Source organism: Rickettsiales bacterium (genome assembly GCA_035765535.1).
In the GTDB taxonomy this organism is placed as follows: Bacteria; Pseudomonadota; Alphaproteobacteria; order Rickettsiales; family JABCZZ01; genus JABCZZ01.
The window spans coordinates 86,757-101,497 of sequence record DASTXE010000005.1 but is presented as its reverse complement, the minus strand read 5'-3'; the positions used below and the strand labels follow the sequence as shown (position 1 = coordinate 101,497).

The window sequence follows — 14,741 nt, the reverse complement described above, 5'->3', positions numbered from 1 at the left end:
AATGCGAAATAAAGTTCCCTTTATAATGCTGCTCAAATCCGCCATTATCGCCACCGCTCCGGCGTTGATGACGCTGATCCTGGCCCTCGTGTTTTCGGCAATCTCCTTCAATGCCGTGCTCTATTGCTACGCGACGATCCTGCTGTGCACTTTTATTATTGTGCGCATGTTCCTGAGCAATATCAGCTCGCTTACCGACTATGTGAATGACCTGGCGGAAGACCGCCAGGGCGAGGAGCCGTCCTTAAAATATTTAAGTGCAATCAGTGACTTGCCAAATAGCATTATTAACCTACACCGTTATTGGGAAAAGAAAAAGAAATATACTGCAGGCCTGATTACGGAATATGAAACGCTGGTGGACTCCCTGCCCGACATTCTGATCATGTGCAATAACGCGCAGAAGATTATCCGCACCAATAAGGCTGCACGTGACGTTTTCGGCCAGAATCTGGCCAATAAATCCTTAAGCAGCATCATCCCGAGCGAAGAATTGCTCAACGCTATCGCCACCGTCATCGAAGAGCGGCAGGGACGCCTTGTGGAATTCCATCTCGATAGCCTCATGCGCGATTTCAGGGCGATGGTGAACCTTTTTTTCCCTGCAGCCTCGGGTGAAAGCATCGCCATCATTATTACACTCAATGACATTACCGAACTGCAGCGCGTGGAAAGGATGCGCGCCGAATTCGTAGCCAATGCAAGCCATGAAATTCGCACACCGCTGGCGAGCCTTAAAGGATTCATCGAAACGTTACGCGGCCCTGCCAAAGACGATAAACAAGCCCATGAAGAGTTTCTGCGCATCATGGACGAACAGGCCAACCGCATGCAAAGCCTGATTGACGACCTGCTGACGCTTTCCAAGATTCAGGCAAATGAGTGGACAATCCCGGACGGCAAAGTGGACCTGTTGCAGCTCATTCGCGGCACAAAAGAAGCCTTCACCTGGGCAATTAAGGAAAAGAATATGACGCTCCGGCTCGATGTGCCGGACAATTTGCCTTACGCGCAGGGCGAAGAAGGCGAATTACGCCAAGTTATGCACAACCTGATCGGCAATGCCATTAAATACGGCAATGCCGGAACCGAAGTCACCGTCAGCGCCCGCGTGACCTCTATTATCCCTGAAGACCCGAATTTCAGCAAACTTCATCGTGCGCTTTGCGTTGCTATTATCGATAACGGTGAAGGCATCCCGCGCGAACATCTGCCGCGCCTGACAGAGCGCTTCTACCGCGTGGATTCCGCGAGGACGCGCTCCATCGGCGGCACGGGGCTGGGGCTGGCCATTGTGAAGCACATTATCAACCGTCATCACGGTATACTTACGATTGATAGTGTGGTAGGAGAAGGCAGTACATTCAGCGTATATCTGCAGATTTATGAAGAAGAGTAACCAAATCTGGACCGGAAAGCTCCTGGAAGCATTGTTCATGCTTTCGGCATTATTCTCCATTGCGGTGACAGTAGCTATTATCTTCACCATTCTCTCCAAGTCACTGGAATTCTTCCATTTTGTTAATCCGCTCGATTTTCTGTTTGGCCTGCACTGGACACCGCAAACCGCCATGCGTGCCGATCAGGCCGGAAGCTCCGGCTCATTTGGCACCGTGCCTCTGTTTGCAGGAACCTGCCTTATCATGCTGATCGCGATGGCCGTAGCCACGCCGATAGGTCTTCTTTCTGCTGTTTACCTGTCGGAATACGCCTCCCGTCAGACCCATGCGCTGATTAAACCGATACTGGAGATCCTCGCGGGCATTCCAACGGTAGTATACGGATATTTTGCGATTATTTCCGTTACTCCCGTACTGAAATCCCTGGGAACAGCATTGCATATCCCGGTTGCTTCGGAAAGCGCGCTTTCCGCTGGGTTCGTGATGGGCATTATGATCATACCGTTCATTTCTTCGCTGTCGGATGATATTATCAGCGCCGTTCCGCGTGCCCTGCGCGACGCTTCGTTGGGTTTAGGCTCCACCAAATCCGAAGCCATTCGCAAAGTCGTGCTGCCCGCCGCCCTGCCCGGCATCATGGGCGCTATGCTGCTGGCCGTTTCACGCGCCATCGGTGAAACGATGATCGTCGTCATGGCGGCTGGCCTTGCGGCCAATCTTACGGCCAATCCGCTGGCTTCAGTCACCACCGTTACAGCTCAGATGGTGTCCCTGCTGGTCGGGGATCAGGAGTTCGACAGCCCCAAAACATTGGCTGCCTTCGCACTGGGGTTCGTATTATTCGCCGTAACGCTCGCCCTTAATTTTATCGCCCTGCGCATCGTCAAGAAATACCGTGAGGCTTATGAATAAGCAAATATCCAATATGGCCGCGCGCCATAAGGCAGAGCGGCGTTTCAAACTTTACGGTCAATTAGCCATAGCCCTGGCGCTTTCCATGCTTGTCCTGCTGCTGGGAAGCATCGTCAAACATGGCTATGACGGTTTCTTCCATGCAGAAATACGCCTCCCTGTCGTAGTGGACGCTACGGCACTTGGTGAGAAGTCCAAATGGCGCCATGCCGACGTCAGCCCGTTCATCAAACAGGCATTGACCTCTCGTTTCCCGGAAGTCAAAAACCCACACGACACGCGTGCTTTAATGGCGCTATTAAGCTCCGGCGCCATACAGGCAGTGCGCGATGCAATATTGAAGGACGAAACAATTCTGCACCGGCCGGTAGAATTATGGCTGCCAGCCTCGGACAAAGTTGATATGGCGCTTAAAGAACACGTCACGCGCAAAACACCACAGGATAACCGCAAAATCAGCGACATGCAGTTAGGATGGCTGGAAAGCCTGCAGCGAGACAACGCGGCGCGGCTGACTTTTTCACCCTACTTCTTCACGCAAGGCGATTCGCTGGAACCTGAACTGGCAGGTTTCCTGGGAAGTATGGTTGGATCGCTCCTCACATTGCTCGCCTGCATGATGATAGCTTTACCCGTCGGGGTAATGGCGGCGATTTACCTTGAAGAATTCGCTGCCAAAGGCTGGATAACCGACCTGATCGAACTGAATATCAATAATCTGGCGGCCGTTCCTTCCATCGTTTACGGCCTGCTGGGCCTGTCGCTATACCTTAATATTATGGGTATGCCACGCTCAGCCTCACTGGCCGGCGGTTTTACGCTTGCCTTTATCATTCTGCCCACAATCATTATCGCCACGCGCGCAAGCTTGAGAGCTATTCCGGATACTATACGCGACGCTGCGCGCGGTCTTGGCGCCTCGCCGCTGCAGGTCGTACTGCACCACACATTCCCGCTTGCCATTCCCGGTATTATGACCGGAACGATACTCGGCATTGCCAGGGCCATGGGCGAAACTGCGCCACTGCTGATGATCGGTATGGTAGCCTTTATCGTGGATATTCCGCATAACCTGCTGGATCCCGCCACCACCATGCCCGTGCAGGTCTATCTCTGGTCCACGAATCCGCAGGAAAGCTTCGTGCAGAAAACCGATGCCGGGATTCTTGTACTGCTCGTTATACTGGCCCTGCTGAACTCACTGGCCATGTATGTGCGTAAACGCTTCGAGCACCGGTGGTAACTCTCAAAGCGAGTGCATGGCGCTGCGCACCGCCTGCTCTACCTGATCCACGCTGATCATCTGCATGTATTTATTGTCGCGCTTCTCTTTCTCGCCCATCGCAAAATCATAGGATTTCACGATTGTCACGTGCGGCCCGCGCGGCGCATAAACCTTGTCGTTAGAAGGCCCATAGAGACCAACGCAACGAATGCCGGAAGCGGCGGCCATATGCAGCAAGCCCGAATCATTGCCGATAAATAGTTGCGAACGCTCCATGATTGCATAGGCGGTGAGCAGATCGGTTACGCCGCTTAAATCCAGCACATTCTCTTTGGGTAACGCCTCTATAATAGGCTGCACAGATTCCTTTTGCACCTGCGCTGCAAGTACTACGAAAACTGTATTCGGCGTGCAGAGCCGCTTTGCAAGTTCCGCAAATCGCTCAATAGGCCAGTCCTTCGCTTCCGAATTGGTTTTAGGAGCCAGCAGGATTATTTGCTTACCCGCAGGCAGTAATTTTTCCGCATTCGCTTTTGCCTCTGCGCTGGACCAAAGTCGCGTGGGCGGCGGTGCGGGAAGCCGCATCATCAGCGCAAGCTGCTGAGCTTTCGACTTGGATTTATCCGGACGGAAAAAAACATAGCGCCTCTTTGCCCTTAGCAGATAACTGAGAGCCGATCCGCGCAGATCCACCACAATATCCCATTTCTGCCCGCGCACTTCCTGCCATAAAGTGAGCCAATGCCGATTACGCGGCTGCTTGATAATTTTAATAATGCGATCCAGTCTCGGAAATGCTTCGAATACACTGACAGCAGCAGGACCGCCCGCAACAGTAAAACGCGCCTGCGGATATTGGTCGGCAAGATAATTAAATATCCCGGAAGAGATAATAGCATCGCCTATGCTGCCGCTGGTAATAAAGAGTATATTCATGCGCCTTTGACCGTTTTTGCAAAAAATATTCAGTTAAGCCCTTGACGTATTTTGAAAAGTTTTTAAACTTCCCAAAAACAAAGGCTCGATATGCAGGACACTATAGCACAAAGCAAATTCGATCACACAGATTATGCCGGTTTCTGGGTACGCTTCTTATCAGTCTGTATTGACCTCGCCATTTTCACGCCCATTTATTACGGCATCATGATGCTCCCGGGGCTGGATTACCCTTGGGTAAAGGAGGCTATCTCCGTGGTGGTGGCATGCGCCTATTACGCTTTCTTTTTTTCCAGCAGAATGAAAGCCACTCCCGGAATGTACCTGCTGCACTTCCATATCTGCAATGCAGACGGCAGTAAAGTTTCTGTCGGACAGGCTATGTACTGGCTGGTTACCAGCACCATTGGCTGGATGTTCTGCTTTGCAGGTATCATGTACATACAGTCCAAATTCGACCTGGTGGCTGTCAGTGAATTAAGGCAGAGCTGCAAGGAACAGAATATCGGGTTGGATGATTGCATTGCTGAAATAGAAACGATTATCCACGTTCCCTTCAGCCAGTTCCAGCAGCTTTGCTTTGCAGCATTGGCTCTCGCGGCTTTCATGGCACTTATCTGGGCCTTGTCCATTGCCCTGCCTAAGGACAAAACCGGGTTTCATAACCTGCTTTGCGGCACACGCTTCGTCAAGGGCAGAGGGGCGTAATCGCCTTGCTATAGGCAGGCTTTTGCTGTATGAAAAACTAAGCTTTTAAGCATACGTATTATAGATTCTATTCATTAAGAAAATCCATGCAAGCCACCATACAGAATTCCGCTTCTTCCAGTTCCGCTACAGACGCTGCCATTTCAGGTGCCGTAACGGCTTTCAATAACGCCGAAAAAAAGACGGTCCCTTACACCTACTGGCTGTTTGAAGGCGCACTTCCAACCGAATTATGTAAACAGGTTATCGCTCTTCCTATTCAGGCCGCCGGTGAATATGACACGCAAGGCAAACGCGACAGTCATAACGAACTGCGCCGCTTTTTCTCGCCACAGATGCAGGCGGAATATGGCACAATGAAACAGGTGGCAGATATTTTCCAGAACCGCGACGTCATCCGGTCAATTGAGCAGTTATGCGGTATATCCTGTGCAGGCAGTTATCTGCGTATAGAATATTGCCAGGATAAAAATGGCTTCTGGCTTGAACCGCATATGGATATCAAAGAGAAACTGGTGACTATCCAGATTTACCTCAATACGGGCGAAGATGCGCAAACGCTCGGCACCGATATTTACAATGCGGACAAGAGCCATTTCGGTCGTGCGCCTTCCTTTATGAATCAGGGCATGATCTTCGTCCCCAAAGAGCCCAACAGCTATCACGGCTTCGAGAAACGCAAAATACTGGATACACGCAGGTCGCTCATCATCAATTACGTAACGGATGACTGGCGCGCGCGTCATGAACTCTCTTTCCCACAGGAGCCGGTTTCTATATGAAAGCACTGACACGCTTATCTCTCGCTAGCCTGGCAATATTGTTGCTGGCAGCATGCTCTCCCAACCAGGCCCCGGTAGAAGACCTTGGCAAGAAATATTATGGCCGCGGCGAAGGTTCCGCCAGCTACGGGGAGGCAGATGATAATAGCTCTTCTTATAGCCCCGGAACTCCGGCTTCCAGACCTGTGAAAGCAGCTGCGGTACCCACCGTGGGAGAATCGGACCTGCCCCCCGTGCAGGCGAATCAGAAACACTCGCCCAACGGCAATGATGTTAATACCTACGGCGGCAGCAACACGGACAACAGCATTACCGTCACCAACGAGGATATCTCCTCCCCGTTTAATACCCCTCCCTCCAAGCCACTGGAACAGCCCGCAGCAGCCCCCGTGGCAGGCGCAGCGGATGCTTCCGCTCCCGGAAAAGTATATGCGCATGACGGTATCGGCCTGATCTGGCCGGTAACCGGAGGCAAGATCACCGCGCATTTCAAGGGTGCCGAGAATGACGGTATCAATATCTCCCTTGAAGAAGGGGAGCCTATCGTTGCGGCTGCCAGCGGTACCGTGGTCTATTCCGGTGACGATCTGAAAGACTACGGCAATATGGTGATCCTGCGCCACGACAATTCATGGCTTACCGCTTATGCCAATGCCAGCAGGCTCGCGGTTAAGAAAGGCCAGCACGTGAAACAGGGCGACATCATCGCCTATGTCGGCGCCAGCGGAAACGCCAAAACACCGCAGCTGCATTTCTCGCTGCGCAAAGGCAGAGCCCCTGTTGATCCCGAACAATACCTGCCGAAGAAATAGCATCCTTGCAGCAAGTACGCCGGTAATTCATGACGTCAAAAACCAAATCCGTAGCCAAGTATGTGCTGGCTCTTCTGCTGCTGGCATTAATACTGTATAAAACCGATATAGAAAAGATCGGCAGCTACATGCGCCATATCTCGACACTGCACTTGCTGGGCGCTTTGTTGTGCATGACAATCGCACAGCTTATTTCCGCTTTGCGTACCCGTTATTTTTTCCAACGCTCCGGTTATCATCTTTCCCACAAATTCGCCGTTATCCTGTTTTACGTGGGAACATTTTATAATTTCCTGTTGCCTGGCGGCATTGGCGGCGATGCATATAAGGTCATGCTATCGCGCAAGCGCTTCGACATGCCGACTGCAAAAGGCATTCAAATTATGGTGGCCGACCGCGCCAGCGGCTTGTGTATTCTATTATTATTTATGTATGCCAGCCTGTGGGGTTACAACTGGACCTCCGCTATCCCCTATCACAAACCCTTGCTAATTGCAGCGGCGGCACTGACACTCATTGGTTACACTGCCCTCTCATGGATTTTGCTGAAACAACCTGCTAAAACCATGCTGGTTTCACTGCATTACTCTTTTTCCGCGCAAGTATTCTGGGTACTGACCGTCTGGATGCTTTGGCGATCGCTTGGTAACGGTCACGGATTTATCGACTACGCCACACTCTATTGCGCTGCCAGCGTTGCCGCCATGATCCCGATCTCCGTCGGCGGCCTGGGCATCAAAGAAAGCGCATATTATTACGGTGCAACGCTTTTGCGCCATTATACGGAAAGCAGTGCCGATGGAGAATTAGGCATTTCCCTATCACTGTGCTTCTTCGCGCTCTCCTTTATAGCCTGCCTGCCCGGCGTACTGTGGCTGCACAAAATCGGCAGACCGGAATTTGCGCATTCAACAGGCTCACCCTCCGCGCGCAGCAGCTAACTCAGCTTCCACATGCACTTTCACTTTGACGGCATCTGCAATGGCGTTCGTATCTGCCCATGAGCCCTGCCCCACGCCGAAATCCAGGCGCTTCAAGACCACGTCACTATCCATTACCGCTGTGTTCCCGCTTATCTTCAGGGAGAATGGCAATTGCACCGGAAGGCTTTTATCACGCAGCGTCAACGTACCATTGGCAAGATAGCGGCCGCCTCCCAGAGACTGGAACTGGGTACAATTGAAGATCGCCAACGGATACTGATTGCTGGCAAACCAATCTCGGCTTGGAAGGTTTTCACGTGCATCCGTATCATCCGTTTTCACTTCCTCCGTTTTGATTTCTACACGCACACTGCTCTTATTAAGCTGTGCAGGATCAAATACGATGTCGGAAGAAAAGGTTGGGAAAAAACCTGTAATAGGCTTACCGGAAGAGACGGTTGCCCATTGAACCCAGCTCTTGCCTGCATTCACTTTCCAATGCGGCATTCCACCTGCATTCGCCGTGAGCGGTAGCAACAATAAAGCAGAGAGTAAAAGACTTTTTATCATGCTGTAAGCTTTCCTAATAATGCTTCTTGTGACAATTCAATCTTTTCGCCGGTGCGGCGGTTTTTCAGTTCAACGACTCCCGCAGCCACCCCCTTGGGGCCTACGACAACCTGCCACGGAAGGCCGATGAGATCCATACCCGAAAACTTCTTGCCGGCGCTCTCCGCAGTATCGTCATACAAAGTCTCTACGCCTGCAGCGATAAGTTTACTATATAATTCTTCTGCCGCTTTATCGCATGCAGCATCGCCAACACGGATATTGATAAGCCCCACACGGTAGGGCGCTACCGGCTCCGGCCAGATAATGCCGTTTTCATCGTGATTAGCTTCTATAATCGCACCAAGCAGACGGGAAACGCCGATACCGTAAGTCCCCATTTCCACGCGAACGGGCTGACTGTCCGGTCCGGTTACATCCACTTTCATCGCATCCGTATATCTGCGTCCCAGCAGGAATATCTGCCCCACTTCGATACCGCGTGCCGTACGCAGACGGTCCGCAGGCACGGGGCATTTCGCAGCATCATGCATTTCATCCGCTGCAGCATAAAGCCCACGAAGTTTTTCACTGTCGAATGCGATCTTGCCACTACGGTAATCATCCACTACGGCATCGTAATAAACCTGGCTCTCACCGGTTTCTGCCAGCACATGAAACTCGTGGCTCTGGCTTCCGCCAATTTCTCCCGTCGCAGCATTCACTGCAATTGTAACGAGTCCCATGCGGTGGAAAATATTATGGTAAACCTCATACATCTTGGAATATTCGCGCTTGGCATCCTCAATATCCACATGGAAGGAATAGGCATCTTTCATCAGGAATTCACGACCGCGCATGACACCGAAACGGGGGCGGATCTCATCGCGGAATTTCCAATTGATCTGGTAGAGATGGAGCGGCAAGGATTTGTAGCTCTTCACATAGCTGCGGAAAATATCGACAATCACTTCCTCGCAGGTCGGGCTGTAGAGCAACTCACGCCCCGAACGGTCGGGAAAACGCAGCATTTCTTCGCCATACGCATCATAACGCCCGGATTCTTTCCATAAATCAGCTGGTTGAAGTGTTGGCATACGCAATTGAATACATCCGGCCTTATTCAACTCATCCGCGACAATATTTTCTACCTTATTCAGGACATTAAGCCCCAGTGGCAGCCAGCTGTAGATACCCGCTGCCTGTAATTTGATCATCCCGGCGCGCAACATCAGGCGATGGGAAACAATCTGGGCTTCCGAGGGGGTTTCTTTAAGCAGGGGCAGGAAAAAACGGGAAACGCGCATCTTTAAACTCTCGTGGTTAAATTATACATTATTAATCAGTGTGTTACTTTACGATGTCACAAAAACTTAACTTTTCTAATCGCCATGTTGTCAATATAATGAATTCTGGAGATAAGTCACCAGCGTTTGAGATAAATTGTAATGGTCGAAACAACGGGAATCGGAATTGCCCAGCCGGAGACATGGCAGACTCGCACGGCAGGCAATAATCCGGAACAATACCAGCGCATCTTCTGGGGTGGGTATAAACACCACGTCCGGGGCATGCTGACTGGTGTTTCGCTCGGTACACTGGTTGGCGGAGCTATCGGCCTTGCAACGATGGCCATCTTTCCTCCTTTAGGACTTTTAGGCGTGGCAGCTTTCGCAGGCGCAGGCGCGCTCACCGGCGCAGAACAACTCAGCAGCATTGGCACAGCATCTGGCTCGCGAGCGGCAAGCCTGGCAGAAAGCCATGCGAGCGCCCTTGATCCTGCCAATGAAGGCGATCAGGAAAAGATCCTCAAAGATCGTTTAATGAATTTTGATGATTACCACTATCAGGGTAACCCCGAAAGGAAACGCTCGTGGTTTCAGTGGAAATCCGGCACAACAGGCGCATTGGTTGGAATGGCGGCTGGTGCATTGATTGGAATTGCCGCAGAAGCAGAAATACCGGTTATCGCGACCCTTATCGGTGGCGGTGTATTGGGATTAAGCGCAGCAGCAGCCCCGATTGTCGCAGGCGCTTTGGTGTTTGGTTTGCTGGGGCTGACTTTTGGTATCGATCGCGGAATTTTCGGCACAGTCTTCAATAAGATCGATAGCTTCGTCAATGGCAGGAAGAAGGGCAAGGAAGGTCACGAACAGTTCATTGAGCAAGAAAAAGATCCGCGCCTGAAAGAGCGCCGCATGGAACGCGAAGAAATGATTCACGACCTGCACATGAAATACGACGAGAAAATTTTCATGGGTGGCATCAAGGGTTATCTTCAGGGTGGCCTGGGGGGCAGCTTGATTGGCGCTGTTACGGGCGCAGTCGTAGGCGGCCTTCTCGCCCTGACTGCCGTGCATCTGGCACTGCCCATTATCGGTGCGACCATCATAGCAGGTGCCATTTTTGGCGCAAAGACATTCGCAGAAGCTGGCTATAACGCCGGCACCGAAGCCATTACGCGCACCATAGATGACGAATTCAAACTGCGTGAACTGCAGAAGCAGAAAGGTATCGACACTACGGTAGAAGAAAATATCGACAAAGGCCGCAAGAGAATACCCGGCATGGTATTTGACGGCGCACTAAATACTATCGGAGCCATCTCCAGCGCCAGCAAGGCCGTCTATAATAATGTATATGATATCAAGCCGGAAAATCCTGTAGGCGCGACCGCCACCGTACCAGGTTTCCCGGAATATAAAATTACGCCGGAAGAAGCGGCAGAGCTCAATAGAAAGCTCGAAAGAAATCCTCAGAGCACACCAGAAACAATCCTGGCGGACAGACGTATGTCGGAGGAACAGCGTAACTTCTCGGACACGATTGCACAGCAGAAAATGAAACCAGTTTCAGCAGCCATACAATAAGGGGGGAACATATGCAAAACACAGGCACCAACACACCGGGCAATACCGCCTCAACACTGACAGAACCAAGAGTCAGTTCGGCCCCACAACTTAAGATCACCATCAGCCAGGAGCGCGATGCGCACCCGGTTCAACATCACAAAGCTGGCTTTCTGCGGCGCATGCTGATGCTATGCACGCGCATATTGCCTTCACGCAGGAAGGATACCCAGCCTGCCGCCGTGACTGCCGCAGCCCCCCTGCAGCAGACCAGCGTCACGCTGCAGGAAAAACATATCAAGCATATTGAGAATAATATTTTACCCCTGAATCCTCAGCCCCACATTCCCGCAACATCCCCTACCGCCGCCAGCGGAGATGCTTATTTGCGCAAACTGGCTGAGCAGCAGTTCTGGGAAATGGATATTACTCAGGTTACCAGGAATTAGGATTTTCTTCATGGCAAAAATAAAAGGAGGATGTGCAGACATCCTCCTTCTTTTTTTATAGCCGTATATTCGCAGCTAATTAACGAACTTCCTGAAGCGCTTCGTCAATTGTATTGACCACACGGTACAGGCTGCGGGTTTCATATTTTGCAAAGCCCGTTTCAATGATATTGTCCATCAGAGAAACCAGCGGATCCCAATAACCCTGGTTATTCAGGATGACGACCGGCTTGTTATGGAACTGGAGCTGTTTCCAGGTAATGATTTCAAACATTTCATCCATCGTGCCGAAACCGCCCGGCAGCACCACGACAGCATCCGAACGCTCAAACATGATGCGCTTACGCTCATGCATGCTTTCCACCATGATAATTTCGCTTAAGGAAGCGTGTTCGGATTCGATATTTTTCAGGCTGCGCGGAAATACGCCTGTTACCTTGCCGTTATTGCGCAGTACAGCATTGGCAACCGTTCCCATTACGCCGCAATCGCCGCCGCCGTAAACCAGACGGATGCCTTCCCTTGCCAGCATCTCGCCAAACTTGGTTCCGATATCGAGATGCTCCTTCGGAGCATTATTGCTTGCACCACAAAATACACAGACGGCTTTGGACACTTTCACAACTCCATAAAAATAACTAAAGGATGTTCTGACTATGCCAAAGTATCGGAAAATGCAACTGATTTCCTATTTAGCACTCGAACAGGTGTCATAAATGCACTCGGATAAAAGGCAGGCGACAGTTAAAACTTTGAATTACACGCCTAGCGCGTGCCGAGCAGCTGCTTTGTAGCCTGCTCCACGTCCGGATGACGCATCAGCGATTCCCCGACCAGGAAACAATGAATACCGGCGCGCTTCATACGCAGAACATCCTCATGCGTGGCAATGCCGCTTTCGCACACGACCGCCCTGTCCTGTGGCACCAGCTTCACAAGCGCTTCGCTTGTCGCAAGATCCACTTCCAGCGTTTTGAGGTTACGGTTATTGATGCCTATCAGCGGAGATTTAAGCTGCAAAGCCCGCTCAAGCTCATCGGCATCATGCACTTCGATCAGTACGTCCATATTCAATTCATGCGCCGCTTGCTCCAGTTCCTGCGCCTGCGCATCGCTGAGCGCCGCCACGATCAGCAGGATGCAATCCGCCCCAAGCACGCGCGATTCCGTGATCTGGTACGTATCCAGCATAAAATCCTTGCGCAGCACAGGCAGGCGTACCGCGTTTCTGGCCGCCACAAGATAATTATCGTGCCCCTTGAAATAAGGCTCGTCCGTCAGCACTGAAAGACATGCCGCACCGCCAGCTTCATAAGCAACGGCCAGACTTGCAGGATCAAAATCATTGCGGATAATTCCCCGGCTCGGAGAGGCTTTTTTAACCTCCGCTATCAATCCCGTTTCCTGACGTTGAAGCGCACGGATAAATCCTCGCGTGGCCGGCAGATACTGGACCGCGGAAGTCAATTCCTGCTGGGGGCGCTCTAATTTACGCGCCGCTACATGATCCAGTTTTACCTGACAGATTTCCGCGAGAACATTTTTCATAAAAACAGGTACTATATAAGTTACGATAGTGATAGAATGCTTAAGTGCTTAATATAGTTGCACAGTAGAATCAAGATTCTAGCGGAATTATTCCTGATCGCTCCATAAGGGCCAATGGCAGGATTAATAAATAATATTGCATTGTAACGAAGCGTCAATATACTGCGTTTCTCTTGCCGGAACGGGAGCATCCGGCAGTGGCAACATCAGGACGCAAGCTTCAGACTAGGTTAGGAAATGGCATTTACAGATAAATTGAAGCCCGTGGTAATTTCGGGAAAAGAAGTGCTACCCATCATCGAAGGCGGAAAAGGGATTGCGGCAACCACCGGCGTAAGCTGCGGAGCGTTTGCTGCAGCGGGTGCCGTGGGCACATTTTCCGGCGTCAACGCAGATACGTATGACGAACAGGGCCACCCCATTCCCCAAATTTACCATGGCAAGACGCGCCGTGAACGTCATGAAGAACTGATTGAATTTGGCATCAAAGGCGGCATTGAACAGGCACGCCGCGCACACGATATTTCCGGCGGCCAGGGCCGAATCCATATGAACGTGCTGTGGGAAATGGGCGGCGCTGAGCGCATCCTCCACGGCGTGCTCGAAGGCAGCAAAGGCATCATCCACGGCATCACCTGCGGCGCGGGCATGCCCTATAAGCTTGCGGAAATCGCAGCGCAATATAATGTCTACTATCATCCTATCGTTTCCTCCATGCGTGCATTCCGCGCATTATGGGCGCGCTCCTACAGCAAGGTTCCCCATCTGCTGGGCAGCGTAGTGTATGAAGATCCGTGGCTTGCAGGTGGGCATAACGGCCTTTCCAACAGCGAAGATCCGCGCAAACCGGAAGATCCGTACCCGCGCGTGGCTGAAATACGCAAATTCATGAATGAAGTCGGCCTGCAGGATACCCCCATCATCATGGCGGGCGGAGCATGGCATCTGAAAGACTGGGAAAGCTGGCTCGAAAATCCCGAGATCGGCAAAATTGCCTTCCAGTTCGGCACGCGTCCGCTGCTGACGAAGGAAAGCCCGGTCCCGGATACCTGGAAACGCAAGTTGCTCACGCTGAAGGAAGGCGATGTCTACCTGAACCGTTTCAGCCCTACCGGTTTTTATTCCTCCGCGGTAAAGAACGAATTCATCCACGAACTGACTGAACGCAGCCACCGGCAGATCGACTACCGCACCGCGCCGGATGAAGATGAGTTCGTGGAAACATTGCTGATCGGCCCGCGCGGCAGGCCGGTTTACGTGCGCACTGCGGACAAAACCAAGGCAGAGGAATATATCGCTCATGGTTTTACGGAAGCGCTGAAAACGGAAGATTCAACCCTGGTCTTCGTCACACCGGAAAAATCAGCGGAAATCCTGGCTGACCAGATTGCCTGCATGGGCTGCCTGAGCCATTGCAAGTTCAGCAACTGGAAAGACCGTGACGATTTCACCACCGGCAAAAAGGCCGACCCGCGCAGTTTCTGCATTCAGAAAACGCTGCAGGCCATTGTCCATACCGGCGATGTGGAAAACCAGTTGATGTTCTCCGGCCATAATGCTTACAAGTTCGGACAGGACCCCTTCTACGCGAATGGGTTTGTTCCTACCGTGAAGCAGCTGGTGGACCGTATCATGACAGGTTACTAAC

The 14,741-nt window shown here is 51.6% G+C and carries 15 protein-coding genes; 10 read left to right on the top strand and 5 right to left on the bottom strand.

The window, feature by feature from the left end; translation table 11 throughout:
- The first annotated feature begins 1 nt into the window (after position 1).
- The 3 genes from VFT64_08045 to pstA are packed head-to-tail and all read left to right on the top strand — an operon-like array spanning position 2 to position 3,555.
- Complete coding sequence (locus tag VFT64_08045; GenBank protein HEU5047778.1) at positions 2–1,399, top strand: ATP-binding protein; 1,398 nt, start codon at positions 2–4, stop codon at positions 1,397–1,399.
- Positions 1,386–2,312 (top strand): phosphate ABC transporter permease subunit PstC, encoded by a 927-nt coding sequence (pstC, locus tag VFT64_08040; protein HEU5047777.1) that lies wholly within the window; start codon positions 1,386–1,388, stop codon positions 2,310–2,312. The genes VFT64_08045 and pstC overlap by 14 nt, the downstream gene beginning before the upstream one ends.
- Positions 2,305–3,555, top strand: coding sequence for a phosphate ABC transporter permease PstA (pstA, locus tag VFT64_08035; protein HEU5047776.1), 1,251 nt, complete (start codon positions 2,305–2,307; stop codon positions 3,553–3,555). Before pstC ends, pstA begins: the two co-directional genes overlap by 8 nt.
- A gap of 3 nt (positions 3,556–3,558) precedes the next feature.
- Here pstA and VFT64_08030 read toward each other — a convergent pair whose 3' ends face one another.
- Positions 3,559–4,473 carry a glycosyltransferase family 9 protein gene (locus VFT64_08030; GenBank protein ID HEU5047775.1) on the bottom strand — a complete coding sequence of 305 codons (915 nt, stop codon included), beginning with the start codon at positions 4,471–4,473 and terminating at the stop codon, positions 3,559–3,561.
- 90 nt (positions 4,474–4,563) lie between these two features.
- Between VFT64_08030 and VFT64_08025 the strand changes: the two genes are divergently transcribed.
- The 4 genes from VFT64_08025 to VFT64_08010 all read left to right on the top strand — a co-directional run bounded on the left by VFT64_08025 (position 4,564) and on the right by VFT64_08010 (position 7,716).
- Positions 4,564–5,181, top strand: coding sequence for an RDD family protein (locus VFT64_08025; GenBank protein HEU5047774.1), 618 nt, complete (start codon positions 4,564–4,566; stop codon positions 5,179–5,181).
- Between the two features lie 86 nt (positions 5,182–5,267).
- Positions 5,268–5,963 (top strand): hypothetical protein, encoded by a 696-nt coding sequence (locus tag VFT64_08020; protein HEU5047773.1) that lies wholly within the window; start codon positions 5,268–5,270, stop codon positions 5,961–5,963.
- Positions 5,960–6,775, top strand: a complete 816-nt coding sequence (locus VFT64_08015; GenBank protein HEU5047772.1) for a M23 family metallopeptidase — start codon at positions 5,960–5,962, stop codon at positions 6,773–6,775. Before VFT64_08020 ends, VFT64_08015 begins: the two co-directional genes overlap by 4 nt.
- A gap of 29 nt (positions 6,776–6,804) precedes the next feature.
- Positions 6,805–7,716 (top strand): lysylphosphatidylglycerol synthase transmembrane domain-containing protein, encoded by a 912-nt coding sequence (locus tag VFT64_08010; GenBank protein HEU5047771.1) that lies wholly within the window; start codon positions 6,805–6,807, stop codon positions 7,714–7,716.
- On the opposite strand, the gene VFT64_08005 is transcribed toward VFT64_08010, so the two are convergent.
- Together VFT64_08005 and VFT64_08000 are read right to left on the bottom strand one after the other, a co-directional pair.
- Positions 7,693–8,268 carry a YceI family protein gene (locus tag VFT64_08005; protein HEU5047770.1) on the bottom strand — a complete coding sequence of 192 codons (576 nt, stop codon included), beginning with the start codon at positions 8,266–8,268 and terminating at the stop codon, positions 7,693–7,695. The genes VFT64_08010 and VFT64_08005 overlap by 24 nt on opposite strands.
- Positions 8,265–9,554: a proline--tRNA ligase gene (locus VFT64_08000; protein HEU5047769.1), complete on the bottom strand. Its 1,290-nt coding sequence runs from the start codon at positions 9,552–9,554 to the stop codon at positions 8,265–8,267. Before VFT64_08000 ends, VFT64_08005 begins: the two co-directional genes overlap by 4 nt.
- Positions 9,555–9,695: 141 nt before the next feature.
- Here VFT64_08000 and VFT64_07995 point away from each other — a divergent pair, with 141 nt between their 5' ends.
- Both VFT64_07995 and VFT64_07990 read left to right on the top strand, forming a co-directional pair.
- On the top strand, positions 9,696–11,117 hold the full coding sequence (locus VFT64_07995) for a hypothetical protein (GenBank protein HEU5047768.1): 1,422 nt from the start codon (positions 9,696–9,698) through the stop codon (positions 11,115–11,117).
- Positions 11,118–11,128: 11 nt separating this feature from the next.
- A complete protein-coding gene (locus VFT64_07990; GenBank protein ID HEU5047767.1) occupies positions 11,129–11,545 on the top strand; it encodes a hypothetical protein in 417 nt (138 codons plus the stop codon).
- Between the two features lie 79 nt (positions 11,546–11,624).
- On the opposite strand, the gene VFT64_07985 is transcribed toward VFT64_07990, so the two are convergent.
- A complete protein-coding gene (locus tag VFT64_07985) occupies positions 11,625–12,161 on the bottom strand; it encodes a TIGR00730 family Rossman fold protein (GenBank protein HEU5047766.1) in 537 nt (178 codons plus the stop codon).
- A 149-nt stretch (positions 12,162–12,310) separates the two neighbouring features.
- Positions 12,311–13,093 carry an indole-3-glycerol phosphate synthase TrpC gene (gene trpC / locus VFT64_07980; protein HEU5047765.1) on the bottom strand — a complete coding sequence of 261 codons (783 nt, stop codon included), beginning with the start codon at positions 13,091–13,093 and terminating at the stop codon, positions 12,311–12,313.
- Between the two features lie 237 nt (positions 13,094–13,330).
- Between trpC and VFT64_07975 the strand changes: the two genes are divergently transcribed.
- The gene (locus VFT64_07975) at positions 13,331–14,740 is read left to right on the top strand and encodes a nitronate monooxygenase (GenBank protein HEU5047764.1); all 1,410 of its coding nucleotides are present in this window, start codon (positions 13,331–13,333) and stop codon (positions 14,738–14,740) included.
- The last annotated feature ends 1 nt before the right edge of the window (position 14,741 follow it).

Coding starts and splice junctions, on each gene's coding strand:
- trpC (HEU5047765.1), bottom strand. CDS start 13,093: ATGAAAAATGTTCTCGCGGAAATCTGTCAGGTAAAACTGGATCATGTA.
- VFT64_07995 (HEU5047768.1), top strand. CDS start 9,696: ATGGTCGAAACAACGGGAATCGGAATTGCCCAGCCGGAGACATGGCAG.
- VFT64_08045 (HEU5047778.1), top strand. CDS start 2: ATGCGAAATAAAGTTCCCTTTATAATGCTGCTCAAATCCGCCATTATC.
- VFT64_08005 (HEU5047770.1), bottom strand. CDS start 8,268: ATGATAAAAAGTCTTTTACTCTCTGCTTTATTGTTGCTACCGCTCACG.
- VFT64_08020 (HEU5047773.1), top strand. CDS start 5,268: ATGCAAGCCACCATACAGAATTCCGCTTCTTCCAGTTCCGCTACAGAC.
- VFT64_08015 (HEU5047772.1), top strand. CDS start 5,960: ATGAAAGCACTGACACGCTTATCTCTCGCTAGCCTGGCAATATTGTTG.
- VFT64_08010 (HEU5047771.1), top strand. CDS start 6,805: ATGACGTCAAAAACCAAATCCGTAGCCAAGTATGTGCTGGCTCTTCTG.
- VFT64_07975 (HEU5047764.1), top strand. CDS start 13,331: ATGGCATTTACAGATAAATTGAAGCCCGTGGTAATTTCGGGAAAAGAA.
- VFT64_08000 (HEU5047769.1), bottom strand. CDS start 9,554: ATGCGCGTTTCCCGTTTTTTCCTGCCCCTGCTTAAAGAAACCCCCTCG.
- VFT64_08030 (HEU5047775.1), bottom strand. CDS start 4,473: ATGAATATACTCTTTATTACCAGCGGCAGCATAGGCGATGCTATTATC.
- pstC (HEU5047777.1), top strand. CDS start 1,386: ATGAAGAAGAGTAACCAAATCTGGACCGGAAAGCTCCTGGAAGCATTG.
- VFT64_07990 (HEU5047767.1), top strand. CDS start 11,129: ATGCAAAACACAGGCACCAACACACCGGGCAATACCGCCTCAACACTG.
- pstA (HEU5047776.1), top strand. CDS start 2,305: ATGAATAAGCAAATATCCAATATGGCCGCGCGCCATAAGGCAGAGCGG.
- VFT64_08025 (HEU5047774.1), top strand. CDS start 4,564: ATGCAGGACACTATAGCACAAAGCAAATTCGATCACACAGATTATGCC.